We start from the raw sequence: 16,637 nt of genomic DNA, 5'->3' as shown, positions 1-16,637 counted from the left end.
GCCGGCCTTTCTGCATCAGAAGGGAATCTTCTGCGACCAGGGCGTGGCGGTCTGCGTGCCCACGCCCGGCGCGACCTTGATCCGGGTGTCTTCGCCGGAGCCGCTGGTGAGGCCGTTCAGGAATTCACCCAGCGTGTCGGCTTCCGGCAGTCCCAGACGGGCCACTGCTTGTCCCGGCGGGAACTCGGAGAAGTAGAACTCGCCGTTTTCCACGAGCAGGCCGTCCGGACGCGGGCGCTGCTTTTCTTCCGGCACGCCCTTGAGCACGCTCTGCATGTAATCCACCCAGATCGGCATGGCCACGCCGCCGCCGGTTTCGCGCGAACCCAGCGACTTGGGCTGGTCAAAGCCCAGCCAGGCGGTCGCGGCCAGCGTGGGCGTATAGCCCGAGAACCAGGCGTCCACGGATTCGTTGGTCGTGCCCGTCTTGCCGGCGATGTCGCCGCGCTTGAGCAATGCACGCGCACGCGCCGCAGTGCCGTACGTGGTGACGCCGCGCAGGATGTCGTCCATGACCCAGGCGGTGCGCGGGTCGATGGCGCGGGCTGCGGCGTCGCCAGCGACAACCGGCTTGGACTGCATGATGACCTTGCCGCTGCTGTCGGTGACGCGGTCGATCAGGTAGGGCGTGACGCGGTAGCCGCCATTGGCGAACACCGAGAAGGCGCCTGCCAGCTGCAGCGGCGTGACCGAGCCGGCGCCCAGCGCCAGCGGCAGCACGGCCGGCTGGCGCGCCTTGTCAAAGCCGAAGCGGGTGAGGTAGTCCTGCGCGTACTGCGGACCGATGGCCTGCAGGATGCGGATCGACACCATGTTCTTGGACTTGTACAGGCCCTGACGCAGCGTCAGCATGGGCTCGTACTGGTTGCCGTAGTTCTTGGGGTTCCAGGCCTTGGAGCCGGTTTGCGCGGCGGTCAGCTCGAACGGCTGGTCCGAGATCTGCGTGCCCGGCGTCAGGCCGCGTTCCAGCGAGGCGGCGTAGATGAAGGGCTTGATGTTCGAGCCCGGCTGGCGCCATGCCTGCGTCACACGGTTGAAGTTGCCGCGGTAGAAATCAAAGCCGCCGACCATGGCGCGGATGGCGCCGTCCTGCGGCGACAACGCCACGAAGGCCGCCTGCACCGAAGGCATGTTGATGATTTCCCAGTTGTCGCCGAACTTGCGGATGTAGACCACGGAACCGCGCTTGATGCGCTGTTCCGGTTTGGCCTTGTCGTTCAGCGCGCGGGCCACCACGCCCAGCACCTTCTTGTCCGTGACGGTGATGATTTCACGCGAGCTGCGCGCCAGCTTCACTTCGGTGGGGCTGGCCGACAGCACCACTGCGGTCAGCAGGTCGCCGCTGTCGGAGAACTTGTCGAACACGCCATCCAGGAATTCGTCCAGCGCGGCGGGGTTGTTCTCGGTGCCCGGGGGCAGGTCGAGCTGCTCTTCCGGCCCGGGATAGGGCGCGCGGCGCGTGTATTCCAGCACGCCTTCGCGCACGGCGCGGTAGGCGGCTTCCTGGTCCTTGGACTGCACGGTCGTGTAGATGTTGATGCCGCGCGAATAGACGTTGTCCTGGTACACGTTGTAGAGCAGCTGGCGCGCCAGCTCGGCCACGTACTCGCCATGGATGGAATAGCCGCCGGCCGGCGTGCCTTCCGCGGACTTCATGACGATCGGCTGCGCCATCGCCTGCTTGTATTCCGGTTCGGTCAGGTAGCCCAGCGAATGCATGCGGCCCAGCACGTAGCGCTGGCGCAGTTCGGCGCGGGGGCGGTTGGCGATGGGATTGAAGCGCGAGGGCGCCTTCGGAATGCCGGCCAGCATGGCGGCTTCGGCCGGCGTGACTTCCGACAGCGGCTTGCCGAAATACGTGCGCGAGGCGGCCGCAAAGCCGTAGGCACGGTGGCCCAGGTAGATCTGGTTCATGTAGAGCTCGAGGATCTGGTCCTTGGTGAGCTCGGATTCAATCTTGAATGTCAGCAGCAGTTCGTAGAACTTGCGCGAGTAGGTCTTTTCGGACGACAGGTAGAAGTTACGCGCGACCTGCATCGTGATCGTGCTGGCCCCCTGCGTCTTGGACATGCTGATCAGGTTGGTCAGGCCGGCGCGCACCACGCCCATCCAGTCGATGCCGCCGTGCTGGTAGAAGCGGTCGTCCTCGGCCGCCAGCACCGCGGACTTCATGACGTCCGGGATTTCGTTAAAGCGCAGCACGTTGCGGCGTTCTTCGCCGAACTCGCCGATCAGGACGCGGTCTGCGGTGTACACGCGCAGCGGCACCCGCGGCCGGTAGTCCGTCATGGCGTTCAGGTCGGGCAGGTTGGGCCACGCGAGCGCCAGCGCCATGCCCGCGAGCAACACACCGCACAGGAACAGGCCGGCGAAAAGAATGCCGGTTTTTACGAAGAACCGCAGTATCGGGGAGCCGCTGCTGGCGGGCTTGTCTTTCTTGGAGGAATTCTGGGGCTTGCTCATCGCGGCGATTTTACGGGTATCTCCGGTCCCGCCTTATCGCGGGGGATCGGTTTCTGTAACAAAATAGGTCAGTGTGGTGCGCGGGCAACTGCGGCAAATGTGATAATGCCGGCATGAACTTTGCCGCTAACTCATGTCCGGAGGCAGCCCCGGACCCGGCGCGCGCCGACGCAGCGCCTGAAAGCCAGCCCTGCGCCGTCGAGTGCACGGGCAAGACCGTGTCGTTGCCGCACGACCTGCCGGTATTCTTGGTCGGAATGATGGGCGCGGGCAAGACAACCATAGGCCGTAGCCTGGCGCGTGCGCTGGGGCGCGACTTTATGGATCTGGATCATGAGCTCGAGGCGCGTTGCGGCGTACGGGTGCCGGTAATCTTCGAAATCGAGGGCGAAGCCGGTTTTCGTCGCCGAGAGTCCGCCGCCTTGGAAGAGTGTACCCAACGGCGCAACATAATTCTTGCCACCGGCGGCGGCGCCATTCTGGCCCCCGAAAACCGGGAGCTCTTGCGTCAGCGCGGGATTGTCGTCTATCTGAGGGCCAGCGTGGATGAATTGTTCCGCCGGACCTGCCGCGACCGTAACCGGCCCCTGTTGGCCACTGCCGATCCGCGCGGCACGCTGCGCGACCTGATGACCCGGCGCGAGCCGCTATACAAGGAAGTGGCCGACCTGGTGGTGGAAACGGGGTCCATGCCCATCCACACCCTGGTCAAGGCGCTGCTGCCGCAATTACAAGCTTTCGAGAAGCGCATATGAACGTTGTTGACGTCGACACCCCGGGTGGAAGCTATCCGATCCACATCGGACCTGGCCGCCTGGATTCCCTGGATCAATGCATTCCCGCGGATGCGACCGCGATCGCCGTGGTCACCAACCCCACGGTGGCGGCCCTGTACGGCGAGCGCGCTGAAGCGGCGCTGGCGCGCACGGGCAAGCGCGTGCTGCGCATTGAACTGCCTGACGGCGAAGCCTACAAAGACTGGCAGTCTCTTAACCTGATCTTCGACGCGCTGCTCGGCAACCGCCTGGACCGCCGGTGCGTGCTGGTTGCGCTGGGCGGCGGCGTCATCGGCGACATGACCGGCTTTGCCGCGGCCGTGTACATGCGCGGCGTGCGCTTCCTGCAGGTGCCCACGACGCTGCTGGCGCAGGTGGACTCGTCGGTGGGCGGCAAGACCGCCGTGAACCACCCGCTGGGCAAGAACATGATCGGCGCGTTCTATCAGCCGATCGCGGTGGAAATCGACACCGATGTGCTGAACACCTTGCCCGCGCGCGAGGTCTCGGCCGGCCTGGCCGAAGTCATCAAGTACGGCCTCATCCTGGATCCGGCGTTCTGGAGCTGGTGCGAGGACAACGCGCAGAAGCTACGTGCGCTGGACGGCGACGCCGTGGCCTACGCGATCCGCCGCTCGTGCGAACTGAAGGCGCAGGTGGTGGGCAAGGACGAGCGCGAATCCGGGTTGCGCGCCATCCTGAACCTGGGCCACACATTTGGCCACGCCATCGAGTCGGGTCTGGGCTACGGCGCCTGGCTGCACGGCGAGGCAGTGGGTTGCGGCATGGTGCAGGCAGCCGAGCTGTCGGCCGATGTGGCGGGCTTCGATCGCGCCGACGTGGCGCGTGTGCGTGCGCTGGTGCAGGCCATCGGGTGCCCGGTCGTCGCGCCCGACCTGGGTGCGGACCGCTGGCTGGACCTGATGCAGGTGGACAAGAAAACGGAAGGTGGCTCGATCCGCTACGTGCTCATGCCGCGCATCGGCGAGGCCGTGATGCGGCCGGCGCCGGACGATGCGGTGCGCGCCGTGCTGGCCCGAACTACCCAGTAAACGCAGTGATGGACGGTGTTGCAGATGAATGAACTGGCTTCCTATGCTTCTCACCCGTCCCGATCGCGCGGCCGGACCCACGCCGAGCCGCCGCCGGAAAACCGCACGGAGTTTCAGCGCGACCGCGATCGCATCGTGCATTCCAGCGCCTTCCGGCGTCTGGAATACAAGACGCAGGTCTTCGTCAACCATGAAGGCGACCTGTTTCGCACACGCCTGACGCATAGTCTGGAAGTGGCCCAGATCGCGCGCACGCTGGCGCGCAGCATGGGGCTGTCCGAAGACCTGACCGAAGCCATCTCGCTGGCGCATGACCTGGGCCACACGCCGTTCGGCCACGCCGGGCAGGACGAGCTCAATGCCTGCATGCGCGAACTGGCGCCGCAGGCGGGCGGCTTCGAACACAACCTGCAAAGCCTGCGCGTGGTGGACGAGCTTGAAGAACGCTATGCCGACTTCAACGGCCTGAACTTGTGCTTCGAGACGCGCGAGGGCATCCTCAAGCATTGCTCGGTCGCCCATGCACGGATGCTGGGGGAGGTCGGCGAACGGTTCCTGAACCGCACGCAGCCGTCGCTGGAGGCGCAGCTTGCCAATCTGGCCGACGAGATCGCGTACAACAACCACGACGTCGACGACGGTTTGCGCTCGGGGTTGATCACGCTGGATCAGTTGAAGGACGTGTCGATTTTCGAGCGCCACCATGCGTATGTGCTGGACCGCTATCCCGGGCTGGCGCCGCGGCGCGCGGTGGCCGAAACGATACGCCGAATGATCAACACGCTGATCGTCGATCTGACCCGCACGTCGCTGGCGCGCATCCGCGACGCGGCGCCGGCCAGCGCGGACGATGTGCGGCGCTCGCCACCGCTGGCGGGTTTCTCCGACGATATCCGCCGCGAAGCGGACACGCTGAAGAAATTCCTGTTCGACAACCTGTACCGGCACTACCGCGTGCTGCGCATGACGAGCAAGGCGCGCCGCATCGTGCGCGAGCTGTTTGCGGCCTTTCTGGACGATCCGCGCCTCTTGCCGCCCGATTACCGCCGCGAGCAGTTCAACGATCAGGCCCGCGCCATCGCCGACTACATCGCCGGCATGACCGACCGCTACGCCATCCGCGAACACAAGCGGCTGTTCGACATGGCGTAGCCGCGCCGCGGGCAAGCCCGTCGTCAGCGGTGTTTGCGGTAGGGTTCGTCCGCGTCGACGAAGGTGGCTTCGGCCAGCGCGTCCCGCGTCCACTCCTGCATGGCGGGCAGCGCCAGCACGGCATCCATGTACTCGCGCACGGGGCCTGCGGCCGCGATGCCGTAGGTCGTGAAGCGCGAGACCACCGGCGCGAAGAACGCGTCGGCAATCGAAAACGCGCCAAACAGGAAGGGGCCGCCCTGGCCGAACTGCCCACGCGTTTCCTGCCAGATGGCCTGCACGCGCGCCACGTCCGCGCGCGCCGCTTCCGGAAATTCGATGCCCGGCAAGTGGGCTTCGACGTTCATTGGCATGGCCTGGCGCAGTGCGCCAAAGCCGCTGTGCATCTGCGCGGCCAGCGAACGCGCCCGCGCGCGTGCCTTGGCGTCCTGTGGCCACAAGGCGGCCTCGGGGTGGCGCTCGGCGGCGTACTCGCAGATGGCCAGCGAATCCCACACGGCAAAGTCGCCGTCCAGCAGCACAGGCACGAGGCCTGCGGGCGACACCTGCGCCACCCGCTCTGAAAACGCCTCGGTGAACAGGCCGACCTTCTGCTCCGCGAATGCGATGCCGGCGGCGCGCAGGGCGATCCACGGACGCATGGACCAGGAAGAGTAGTTCTTGTTGCCGATGATGAGGGTGTACATGCTGGCGTTTCCTATGCAGATAGGGAAGGTTCAGTCGGCCGGCTTGCGGCGCAGTAGCTTGCCCAGGTACTGGCCGGTGTGGCTGGCCTTGGCCGCCGCAACCGTCTCCGGCGTGCCTTGCGCCACGACACGGCCGCCGCCGTCACCGCCCTCGGGGCCCATGTCGACCAGCCAATCCGCGGTCTTGATGACGTCCAGGTTGTGCTCGATGATGAGCACGGTATTGCCGGCGTCCACCAATTGATTGAGCACCTGCAGCAGCAGCTCGATGTCGCGAAAGTGCAGGCCCGTGGTCGGTTCGTCCAGGATGTACAGCGTGCGGCCGGTGCTGCGGCGCGACAGCTCCTGCGACAGCTTCACGCGCTGCGCTTCACCGCCGGACAGCGTGGTCGCGCTTTGCCCCAGGCGGATATACGACAGGCCCACGTCGATGAGCGTGTGCAGCTTGCGCGAGATGGCGGGCACCGATTCGAAGTACTCGAGCGCCTGCTCCACGGTCAGGTCCAGCACTTCGCTGATGTTGCGGCCGCGGTAGCGGATTTCGAGCGTCTCGCGGTTGTAGCGCTTGCCGTGGCAGACGTCGCAAGGCACATACATGTCCGGCAGGAAATGCATCTCGACCTTGACCACACCGTCGCCCTGGCAGGCTTCGCACCGGCCGCCCTTCACGTTGAAGCTGAAACGGCCCGGATCGTAGCCGCGCGTGCGCGCTTCCGGCACACCCGCGAATAGCTCGCGGATGGGTGTGAACAGGCCCGTATAGGTGGCCGGGTTGCTGCGCGGCGTGCGCCCGATGGGGCTTTGATCGACGCTGATGATCTTGTCGAAGTTCTCCAGCCCCTGCATCGACACGTAGGGGGCGGGCTCGCTCTGCGCGTGGTGCAGCTGGCGCGATACGGCCACGGCCAGCGTATCGTTGATGAGCGTGGATTTGCCCGAACCGGACACGCCCGTCACGCACACGAGACGGCCAGCCGGCACACGCAGTTCGACGTTCTTGAGGTTGTTGCCGGTGGCGCCGGTCAGCGTCAACCACGGCAGTTCGTCGTCGACGGGACGGCGCTTCGGGATGGCGATGGCGCGCGCGCCGCTCAGGTACTGCCCCGTCAGCGAATTGGGATCGCGCTGCACGGTCTCGGGGTCGCCCTGGGCGACGACTTCGCCGCCGTGTTCGCCGGCGCCGGGGCCCATGTCCACCACCCAGTCGGCCATGCGGATCATGTCTTCGTCGTGCTCGACGACGATGACGCTGTTGCCCAGATCGCGCAGATGTTGCAGCGTGCCGATCAGGCGGTCGTTGTCGCGTTGGTGCAGGCCGATGGAGGGCTCGTCCAGCACGTACATCACGCCCGTCAAGCCCGAACCGATCTGGCTGGCCAGACGAATGCGCTGCGCTTCGCCGCCGGAGATCGTGTCCGCGCTGCGGTCCAGCGACAGATAGTTCAGGCCCACGTTGTTCAGGAAGCTGAGCCGCGCCTCGATCTCGCGCACGATACGCTGCGCGATCTCCTGTTTGGCGCCGGTCAGGTTCAGATTGCGGAACCATTCCAGGCAGCTGGACAGCGGCATGGACTCGACTTCATAGATGGCCTGGCCGTGGCGCTCGCCGCCGCGCGGGTCGTGCCCGATGAGCACGTTGCGCGCTTCGGGGCGCAGCCGCGAGCCCGCGCAGTCGGGGCAGGTCTTGATGTTGCGGTACTTGCCCAGTTCCTCGCGCACCGTCGCTGAGTCCGTTTCGCGCCACCGGCGCTCCAGGTTCGGGATGACGCCTTCGAACGTATGGCGCTTGACGGTGCTGCGGCCTTTTTCGTTCAGGTACAGGAACGAGATCTCTTCTTCGCCGGACCCGTACAGGACCTTGTCGCGCAGCGCCTCGGGCAGCTCCTCGAAGGGCGCCTCGATGTCGAATTCGTAATGGGCGGCCAGGCTGGTCAGCAGCGAGTGCGTGAACGCATTGCGGCGGTCCCAGCCGCGGATCGCGCCGGCGGCCAGGCTCAGTTCCGGAAAGGCGACGACCCGCTTCGGATCGAAGAAGCCCACCTGGCCGATGCCGTCGCAGCTGGGGCAGGCGCCCATCGGATTGTTGAAACTGAACAGGCGTGGCTCCAGCTCGGGCAGGCTGTGGCTGCACACCGGGCAGGCGTAGCGGCTGGAGAAGACCTGCTCGCGCTCGTTGTCCATGTCCAGCGCCAGGGCGCGGCCTTCTGCAAGCTGCAGGGCGGTTTCGAAGCTCTCGGCCAGGCGCTGCTTGCTCTCGGGCCGGATGCGCAGGCGGTCGATGACGACGTCGATGTCGTGCTTCTCAGTCTTTTTCAGCGGCCCCATGCCGTCGATTTCCAACATCTGGCCGTCGACGCGCAGGCGCACATAGCCCTGCGCCTGCAGGCTGGCGCATTCGTCCTCGAAGCTGCCCTTCTTGCCGCGCGCGATGGGGGCCAGCACGGCCAGCCGCGTCTCGGGCGTCCAGCCCAGCACCGCGTCGACCATCTGGCTGACGCTCTGGGCCTGCAGCGGCAGGCCGTGATCGGGGCAGTAGGGCGTGCCCACCCGCGCGTAGAGCAGGCGCAGGTAGTCGTGGATCTCGGTGATGGTGCCGACCGTGGAGCGGGGATTGTGTCCCGCGGCCTTCTGCTCGATCGAGATGGCCGGCGACAGCCCCTCGATGAGATCCACGTCAGGCTTGTCCATCAGTTGCAGGAACTGGCGGGCGTAGGCGGAAAGACTTTCCACATAGCGCCGTTGGCCCTCCGCGTACAGCGTGTCGAACGCCAGCGAGGATTTGCCGGACCCGGACAGACCTGTGACCACCACCAGCTTGTGGCGCGGCAGGTCCAGCGAGACGTTCTTGAGATTGTGGGTGCGGGCACCCCGGATGCGTATGCTCACGTCTGTATGGGTAACGTCCAGTTGCGTCGAAGACGCCTTTGATCCCGCGCACCCTTTGGGCGCATTTAAGCGGTTTCAAAGGCCAACTTGGTACTATAGCGCGCCGAATCCCCTCGCGTTCAAGGTCCTCCATCTGGTGGGACGGAACCGGGGCCGGCGCCGCACCGCCAGAATCAGACCGTGAGCGTATGACGTCAGATGCATGCGCGCCGCCCTAGTCATCGTTGAAATTTCCGCATGCCGGCAGACACCAAACTGAAATTGACCCCTTCCGAGCGCCGCGCCAGCGTGGCCTTGGCCGGCCTGTTTGCCGCGCGGATGCTGGGACTGTTCCTGTTGCTGCCGGTCTTTGCAGTGGCCGCAAGCGGCATGCCGGGCGGCGACGATCCCGCCCGCGTCGGCCTCGCCTTGGGGATGTACGGGCTGACCCAGGCTTTCATGCAGATTCCCTTTGGCCTCGCGTCCGACCGGTGGGGGCGCCGCCCCGTGGTGCTTTTCGGGCTGCTGCTATTCGTCATCGGCAGCGTCGTCTGTGCGCAGGCGACCGATGTGTTCTGGATCACGATCGGCCGCGCCATCCAGGGGGCGGGGGCCATTTCCGCGGCCGTCACCGCCTGGCTGGCCGACGCCACCCGCGACGAGGTGCGCACGCGCGCCATGGCGATGGTGGGCGGATCGATCGGCCTGTCGTTCGCCGTATCGCTGGTGCTTTCGCCCGTGCTGGTGGGCTGGTGGGGGCTGTCGGGACTGTTCTGGACGATCGCCTGCCTGGGCGTCGTCTGCCTGGCCGTGGCGCGCTGGGTGGTGCCGGTGGTGCCTCGCACGCAGGCCCGCACCATGCAGGCGGCCAGGCCGCGCGAGGTCCTGACCCATCGTGACCTGCTCCGGCTGAATTTCGGCGTGTTCGTGCTGCATCTGATCCAGGTGTCGCTCTTTGTCGTGGTGCCGGCGCTGCTGGCCAAGGTCGGGGGGCTGGACGCGCGCGACCTCTGGAAGGTCTACCTGCCGGTCATCCTGGTGTCTTTCGTTCTGATGGTGCCGGTGGTGTTCGTCGCGGAAAAGCGGCGCGCGCACCGCGGCGCGCTGCGGGCGTCGGTGGCCGGGCTGGTGCTGGTGTGCGCGCTGCTGCCGGCCGCCAGTCACGGCTTCTACACGCTGGCCATCGCCCTGACCGGCTTTTTCGTCGCCTTCAACGTGCTGGAGGCTTTGCAGCCCTCGCTCGTGTCGCGCGTGGCGCCGGCGGCCTACAAGGGGCTGGCGCTGGGCTTTTACAACACGGCGCAGGCGGCAGGGCTGTTTGCGGGCGGAGCCCTGGGCGGATGGCTGGCCGCGCATTCGGGCGCCAGCGCGGTGTTCGTGGCCGCGGCGGTGCTGTCGGCGATCTGGCTGGCGGTCACCTGGGCGCTGCGGCCTCTGGCGTGATCGCTGGGACTTTCCCGCAGCGTGAGGAAAGTCGCCGATCTGGTCGCAAACGGCGTCCAACAGCGTCGAAATGGTTTGCCAGCGGTGATCGATTTGTCACCGAACCCGTTTGGCGCGGCGAGCGCTTTCGTCGATAATACGCATCAACACAGGCTTCACCTGAGCAATCGCCGGTCATCGCTTCGCTGACCGGCGACTTTCATGAAGCCGGTCTTCAACATCGCTTTTTTATGTTGTTGCCGGCGCGCTCGCGGCAACGCGAATCGCAGGCTGTCAACAACAGAGGGACATCGGCATGGCATCGGTTAACAAAGTCATACTCGTGGGCAATCTGGGTCGCGACCCGGAAGTCCGCTACAGCCCCGACGGGGCCGCAATCTGCAACATGTCGATCGCCACGACCTCGTCCTGGAAGGACAAGGCCAGCGGCGAAAAGCGCGAAGAAACCGAATGGCACCGCGTCGTCATGTACAACCGCCTGGCTGAAATCGCCGGCGAATACCTGAAGAAGGGCCGCTCGGTCTACATCGAAGGCCGCCTCAAGACGCGCAAGTGGCAAGACAAGGACACCGGCGCCGACCGCTACAGCACCGAAATCGTCGCTGACCAGATGCAAATGCTGGGTGGCCGCGAAGATGGCGGCGGCGGTGGCGGTGGCGGCTACGACGACGCCCCGCGCCAGCAACGCGCCGCCCCGGCGCAGCGCCCCGCGCCCCAGCAGCGCCCGGCGGCTCCCGCAGCGGCCCCGGCCAGCAGCGGCGCCAATCTGGCGGACATGGACGACGATATTCCGTTCTGAGCGAATTTCAATTCGGCCAAAAATGGCGGACCTTCGGGTCCGCCATTTTTTTCGTCTCGAAGGGCGGGCGGAGAGGTCTACGAACTTGCTTACCTGCATCTCGGGTATCAACCATGCTGTGTAGCGGTTGAATTTCACGCATTCCGATTAAGTTCTGCCACCAAGTCTGGACTTCACCGGTTTTGGTGGAACAAAAATGTGCGCATCTGCCAGCGGAACGGACCCTCCGCACGACGGCTTACCAGACCTAAATTACATCTATAGCTGCAAGGTAATAATTTCACGGGTTACGCAATGGTTGGTGGATATTGGTAACAATGTGAATTCTATATATGGATTGCGCCGATTGTTTAACTATTCCGGGCTTTGCCTTGTGTCCGGAGCGGCGCTGCCGCTTGCCCCGGACGTGACTCTCTGATAGCCTCTTCGGCGGTCAACCGATTGTTCTGAAAAAATGGTCCGTCACTGGCCTAAAATGCTGCGAAAAAGGAACATCGATAGTGCGCGACAATAACTTGATTAACGCCGCGGCCCGGGAAAACGGTGCTGACGCGCCGGTGACGCCGCGTGGCGATTATCCAAGGGAAATTTTTTGGGGGCGTTTATTCTGCAACTGGAAAACACTGGCAATCGCTGCAGTGTTTGGAGTCGCCTGCGGCGTTGCGGCTTATTTTTTTGTGCCGAAAAAATGGCCGGCGATTCTTATCGTCCGTGTCGGCGATGTCAAAGCAGGACATGACCTAAAACCCGAATTGCTGGAACAGGTCTCGCTGACTTCGGAGTGGATGAAAAGCCACGAATTCGTTGACGCGGTGGTGTCGTCGGCAAATGCTGCGTCGCCCGGCCAGGGTGGCGGCGCATCGCGCGACGCTAAACTCTTTCGTGAGTCGCTGACTGTAAGGCCGATTCCCGGCACCCAACTGCTTAGAGTGGATTACCTGGGATATTCGCACCACCAACTGCAGGTCTATGTCAACGCAATTGAAAAGCAGGTACGCGCGTCTCACGACAAGGTGATGGACGCGCGCCTGGAAGCGCTGATTGACTTACGTAATAAATATGATGGCGAGGTCGCGGCGGAGGGAAGAAAATTTGAGAGCTTGGGCCGCAAGTACAACTACGTTGTGCGGGGTGATCCTGATGTGTCGCTCTGGCTTGCTCCGCAATTAAGAGCCGAAATTTCCCAGAGCGAACTGATGATCGGAATTTTGCGCCGATCCATAGACGAGTTGGATGATCGCATTGCTTTGGCAGGGCACTATTCGGCGGATGTCGCCCAGGCCGAAATCCTTGTGCAGCCGGTATTTCCAAGACTGAGAAATCTGCTGCCTCCGGCGATGTTGTTGGGGATTTTGTGCGGCTTCATCTTTTTGGTTATTCGAGGCAAGACGCGTTTTGTTCTCTTAAAGTAGCAGTCGACGTCTTGACGCGGCGCCTGCGGCATCCTTGACGGCTTGTGGGTTCGTAGCAATGAAGATTGCCTGGAAGGGCTTCGAATGTCAGCCCTAGAGCATCCTTTATGTTACGGAAACTTCCTTTGGTCTATCCGTGAAATTAATCCGACATTCCGTTTACAACCTGCTCGGCCTGGGGCTTCCGCTACTCACCGCAGTATTCAGCATTCCGGTTCTCATCCGCGAATTGGGGGATGCACGGTTTGGGTTGTTGACGCTGATCTGGGCAGTCGTCAGCTACCTGAGCCTGTTTGACCTGGGACTCGGCCGTGCGTTGACGCAGCATCTTGCGGTGATGCTCGAAGGCAAGGAGCGGCGGCGAGTGGGCGCCCTGGTGGTTACCGCCATCGCAGTGATCGCGCTTTTCAGCATCGTTGCGGGCGCATTGATGGCTGCGGTGGGCCCCTGGGGGCTGGGATTCATCAGCGCCGTGCCGGACCAGGCGGAAGTGCTCAATGCCATCTGGATCATGGCGCTGGCCATGCCCGCTGTCGTGTTGACTGCGGGCTTTCGAGGGATTCTGGAGGCCAGGCACGCATTCGCGGTCATCAATCTGATCAGGCTGCCGATGGGCCTGTTGACCTTTTTGGGGCCTCTGGCCGTGGTGCTTTATGGCCCGCCCCGGCTGGACGTGATAACGATGGTTCTGGCCGGTGGGCGTGTGGTGACGTGCGCATTGCATGCGTGGTACGCGAAGCGCTACCTGCCGGACGATGTGGGGCCCTTCAAGTTCGACAAGTCACTGATTCGGCCGCTATGCAGTTCAGGGGGGTGGATGACAATCAGCAATATCGTCAGCCCCGTCATGAGTTACGCTGATCGATTCATTGTGGGCGCTGTCATCTCGTCGGCCGCCGTTGCTTATTATGTTACGCCGCAAGAGTTGATCACCAAATTGTCGATTCTGCCTGGCGCCTTGACGGCCGTGTTGTTCCCGGCTTTGGCGGCGCAGATTGCCCGGCAAGACAAAACGGTAATGCCGTTGATAAACAAGGCAGTGGGCTGGATTTTCCTGACCCTGTTGCCCATTACGGTGGCCATCGCGATTTTTGCCAAAGAGCTTTTGACGTTGTGGGTGGGTGAATCCTTTGCGTCGCAAAGCTATGTGCTGCTGCAAATATTCTCGGCTGGCATGTTTATTACCTGTATTGCTCAAATACCCTTCACCGTCATTCAAGGGGCCGGAAAATCGCATTTGACAGCCATATTTCATATGATCGAGGTGCCGCTATTTCTGGGAGCGTTGCTTCTTCTCGCGCGGAATTATGGCTTGACAGGGGCCGCCATCGCGTGGTTTCTCCGTGTCGGGGTTGACGCCATTTTGATGTTCTGGGGCGTCAAGCTTGTGCTGAACCGTTCGATGTTCACCAGTGCGAAGCTTCGACTCCTTTCGGTTTCAGGCCTGGCAGTAGTGGGATTCGTGGGAGCGCTCGTGCCAAGTCCATCCGTCCGTGCCGCCTGGCTGGCTGCGGTTGTCGCATTGGTGTTGTTGATTGCTATGCGCGGCAGCGCGCGTTTTGGCCGTGGGAGCAGGGCATGACTCAGGATATGGCGTTGCCTTACCGTTTCGACACGCGGCTTGCGTTGTTTGTCATCCTGCTTCCGTTCTTTCTGTTGTTCGTCGGCGATATACAGGTGCCTGTTGGCGTAAGCACGATGACCGTCCCGATGGGATTATTCATTGTCCTGCCGCTGCTGCTCACGGCAATTGCGCTTCCCCGGATTGTGATTCCCGCGCCCGCCATATTGCTGGCGGGAGCGGTAGTTTTTGGGGCGGTTGGCGTGGCGATGACGCCCGAGGGAGCACATATGCGGGCGGCCGCCGGCGCCTTGCCGATGATCTATGCAATTTGCACGTTGATTTTTTACGCGCAGTTTCACCAGTTCATCAAGCAGGATTGGATCGTGCGCATGATGCTGACCGGCGGCGTCGTGCTGGCACTTACCGTCATTGTGCTGTTTTACATCGCTACATATAGTCCGGGCGATTATTACGCGCGTAAGTTGTTTATCGCGACGCCGCTTGGTAGATCGAATTATCTTGCCGCCTTTCTCGTATTTTTGTTTGCACTTGCTTCGGCTAGAATGCGCGTGCTGCGGTGGCTTTTTGCGATCGCCATTTTGTGCACGATGTCCCGCGGCGGTGCCATCATATTGGCGTTGTACCTCGTTGCGCTAATGATGGACAGGAAGCGGCTGCTGTGGCTCGTGTGGGTCGTGCCAGTGGTCGGATTCGCGTTGGCGATTCTATTTTTTTCGATTGATGGTCAAAACCAGCTTCGTGACTATGGTGGGCCGTTTGCCAGCGAACTGAGCTCCGCGGTAAATCGCATGTTGCTGTGGGCGTTCAGCTTCGACCTTTGGCTTCAGCACCCTTGGTTTGGCATTGGCCCCAATACATTCCGGACGTTCATCGAGGCCAACCCGGGCATCGAGGACGTCTGGGGGACGCATAACTCCATCCTCCAGCTGCTTCTGAATTACGGACTATTCGGGGCCGTATTGTATGGATGGTACTTGCGGCTAATCTATAGGCACCTGGTCCGGGCAGAGCAGACGTCGCCGTGGTTCCGCTATCTGCGCGTGGTTTTTGTTGTACTGCTGGTGTTTTCCCTGTTCGAGCCCCTGGTGGGTTCGGCAGCATTCGAAGTGTTGCTTGTATTCATGTTGATTCTGGCACTGACACACGCCCTCCCCGCCGGCTCGGGAAGACTGATGATAATTGCGATAAGTTATTCAGAAAATGGAAATATTGCTATCCGTTGTGATTCCCACGCACAATCGCTCCAAGTATGCGATTCATGCGGTTCGCTCCATACTGGCCATCGGGGATCGCAGCCTGGAACTGGTTGTCAGTGACACCAGTACAGACGGACTGCTCGAAGAGTTGGTTCGCCAGGGTGATAATCCGCCCTGCGATGACCCCCGGTTCAAATATTTGCGGCCCGCAGAAAAGCTGGATATGACCGGGAATCACAATAATGTGATCGGCGCCGCCTCCGGAGAGTTTGTCTGCCTGATCGGCGACGACGACACCATCACGGAAGACGCGTTGCTGGCGGCGCGGTGGGCCAAGGAAAATCAGATCGACGTTATCGCGCCGAAGGTCATGTCGAATTATGTATGGCCGGATTTCAGGTCCAAGATTTTTGGCGCGGGGCACGCCGGCAGGTTGTATCTGCCGAGCCGGATCGGACCCGTGGTTGTTCGCGAGTCTTCCGACAGCCTGTCCGCAGCCTTGTTGAATGCCGCCCAGGGAACGGATGGCCTTCCAAAGATCTACCACGGGATCGTGCGGCGCAGCCTGCTCGAAAAAATGAAAACGCTGTCTGGCGCGTTTTTCCATGGATCCAGCCCCGATGTGTCCGGCGCGATCGGCTTGGCGCTGTGCGGTGGCCGGTTCGTAGAGATCGACTATCCTCTGACCATTCCTGGCGCGTCGGGCGGCAGCAATACAGGCCGCAGCGCCATGAACCAGCACAAGGGAAAGCTGGGAGTCGAATCGCAAACCAAGGCGTTCGTAAGCGCCGGTTGGACGGAAGGGGTGCCGCGCTTTTTTTCCGTTGAAACCGTCTGGGCGCATGCGGCGCTGGAGACCATTGCAAAAATATCCCCGGCCGAGGTGTCGCGATTCAATTTCGCGCGGTTGATCGCCGTGTGCCAGACGTTGCACGGCGAGTACGCTTCTGAGATTGAGCAGGCGATTCCGCTGGCCGCAGGCATCGTCGGCATGCCGCGCTCTGATTTCCTTAAGAAAGTGGCATTCGAGAAAAGGCGTTATCGCCGCCAGCGGCTCGTCAGGCTCCTGCGCCGGGCGTTGCGTCCCACGGTTGCCGGCGGGCGGGAATATACCGGTGCCATCGATACGGTGGCTCAGACGCCGGCGGTGCTCAAGGCGCACATGGCGGGCCGTCATTGGAGCTGGGACAAGGCGGTCAAGCGCTGAC

12 protein-coding genes are annotated in these 16,637 nt (G+C 62.9%); 9 read left to right on the top strand and 3 right to left on the bottom strand.

Annotation, left to right across the window (positions count from 1 at the left end; translation table 11 throughout):
• Positions 1-15 precede the first annotated feature (15 nt).
• The gene (locus tag QEP15_RS25340; protein WP_056327085.1) at positions 16-2,463 is read right to left on the bottom strand and encodes a penicillin-binding protein 1A; all 2,448 of its coding nucleotides are present in this window, start codon (positions 2,461-2,463) and stop codon (positions 16-18) included.
• A gap of 113 nt (positions 2,464-2,576) precedes the next feature.
• On the opposite strand from QEP15_RS25340, the gene QEP15_RS25335 reads away from it, so the two are divergent.
• The 3 genes from QEP15_RS25335 to QEP15_RS25325 are packed head-to-tail and all read left to right on the top strand — an operon-like array spanning position 2,577 to position 5,443.
• Positions 2,577-3,218 (top strand): shikimate kinase, encoded by a 642-nt coding sequence (locus tag QEP15_RS25335; protein WP_062838805.1) that lies wholly within the window; start codon positions 2,577-2,579, stop codon positions 3,216-3,218.
• On the top strand, positions 3,215-4,291 hold the full coding sequence (aroB, locus tag QEP15_RS25330) for a 3-dehydroquinate synthase (RefSeq protein ID WP_152382996.1): 1,077 nt from the start codon (positions 3,215-3,217) through the stop codon (positions 4,289-4,291). Before QEP15_RS25335 ends, aroB begins: the two co-directional genes overlap by 4 nt.
• Before the next feature lie 24 nt (positions 4,292-4,315).
• Complete coding sequence (locus QEP15_RS25325) at positions 4,316-5,443, top strand: deoxyguanosinetriphosphate triphosphohydrolase (RefSeq protein WP_152382995.1); 1,128 nt, start codon at positions 4,316-4,318, stop codon at positions 5,441-5,443.
• Between the two features lie 23 nt (positions 5,444-5,466).
• Here the strand turns inward: QEP15_RS25325 and QEP15_RS25320 are convergent, their stop codons facing one another.
• Positions 5,467-6,129 carry a glutathione S-transferase family protein gene (locus tag QEP15_RS25320; protein WP_152382994.1) on the bottom strand — a complete coding sequence of 221 codons (663 nt, stop codon included), beginning with the start codon at positions 6,127-6,129 and terminating at the stop codon, positions 5,467-5,469.
• A gap of 30 nt (positions 6,130-6,159) precedes the next feature.
• Entirely contained in the window at positions 6,160-9,015 is a 2,856-nt protein-coding gene (gene uvrA / locus QEP15_RS25315) for an excinuclease ABC subunit UvrA (protein WP_152382993.1), read from the bottom strand.
• A gap of 237 nt (positions 9,016-9,252) precedes the next feature.
• Here uvrA and QEP15_RS25310 point away from each other — a divergent pair, with 237 nt between their 5' ends.
• The 6 genes from QEP15_RS25310 to QEP15_RS25285 all read left to right on the top strand — a co-directional run bounded on the left by QEP15_RS25310 (position 9,253) and on the right by QEP15_RS25285 (position 16,636).
• Positions 9,253-10,437 carry an MFS transporter gene (locus QEP15_RS25310; protein ID WP_056327097.1) on the top strand — a complete coding sequence of 395 codons (1,185 nt, stop codon included), beginning with the start codon at positions 9,253-9,255 and terminating at the stop codon, positions 10,435-10,437.
• A gap of 295 nt (positions 10,438-10,732) precedes the next feature.
• The gene (gene ssb / locus QEP15_RS25305; protein WP_280148233.1) at positions 10,733-11,236 is read left to right on the top strand and encodes a single-stranded DNA-binding protein; all 504 of its coding nucleotides are present in this window, start codon (positions 10,733-10,735) and stop codon (positions 11,234-11,236) included.
• Positions 11,237-11,736: 500 nt separating this feature from the next.
• A complete protein-coding gene (locus QEP15_RS25300) occupies positions 11,737-12,648 on the top strand; it encodes a GumC domain-containing protein (RefSeq protein WP_193725341.1) in 912 nt (303 codons plus the stop codon).
• Positions 12,649-12,784: 136 nt separating this feature from the next.
• Complete coding sequence (locus QEP15_RS25295) at positions 12,785-14,230, top strand: flippase (RefSeq protein ID WP_280148232.1); 1,446 nt, start codon at positions 12,785-12,787, stop codon at positions 14,228-14,230.
• Positions 14,227-15,549, top strand: coding sequence for an O-antigen ligase family protein (locus QEP15_RS25290; RefSeq protein ID WP_280148231.1), 1,323 nt, complete (start codon positions 14,227-14,229; stop codon positions 15,547-15,549). Before QEP15_RS25295 ends, QEP15_RS25290 begins: the two co-directional genes overlap by 4 nt.
• Positions 15,434-16,636, top strand: a complete 1,203-nt coding sequence (locus QEP15_RS25285) for a glycosyltransferase family 2 protein (RefSeq protein WP_152382989.1) — start codon at positions 15,434-15,436, stop codon at positions 16,634-16,636. Before QEP15_RS25290 ends, QEP15_RS25285 begins: the two co-directional genes overlap by 116 nt.
• Position 16,637 lies beyond the last annotated feature (1 nt).

The organism is Achromobacter mucicolens, assembly GCF_029866465.1.
GTDB classification, from domain to species: Bacteria; Pseudomonadota; Gammaproteobacteria; order Burkholderiales; family Burkholderiaceae_B; genus Achromobacter; species Achromobacter mucicolens.
The sequence above is the reverse complement of the archived record's forward strand: the minus strand, read 5'-3'. Positions and strand labels throughout refer to the sequence as shown.